The 325-nt window shown below is 81.2% G+C and carries 1 protein-coding gene; it reads left to right on the top strand.

The annotated features are described in order from the left end of the window. The coding region (locus FJR00_RS15900) for a hypothetical protein (protein WP_202876707.1) at positions 1–325 on the top strand (325 nt) is incomplete at both ends.

Here is a 325-nt window from a genome sequence, read left to right as displayed (position 1 = left end):
GCTCGCCGGCGACCCGGCCGCGGCCGACCTGACCGGGTACGGGCCCCTGCCCGCCGACCTGGCCCGCGACCTGCTCACCCCCACCGACCCCCAGGACGACCCCCACGTCGACGACGAGGCCGGCGCCGGCCCCCAGGACGGCCCCGGCGAGGAGCAGAGGAGCACCGGGACGGCTCCCGTGCCGTGCCCGGCCGGAGGCCGGTGCACCGACGCAGCCTGCACCGCCGTCCACGGCGGCACACCCCCAGGACCACCCCTCGCGACCCCGCCGGCCGGTACGGCCAGCTCGACCCCGCCCACCGGCACCGCCGGCCCCGGGGAACGG

It is taken from the genome of Ornithinimicrobium kibberense, from assembly GCF_006519705.1.
GTDB classification, from domain to species: domain Bacteria; phylum Actinomycetota; class Actinomycetes; order Actinomycetales; family Dermatophilaceae; genus Ornithinicoccus; species Ornithinicoccus kibberensis.
Note: the sequence above shows the minus strand (reverse complement) of the source record. Positions and strands in the feature narration are given on the sequence as shown.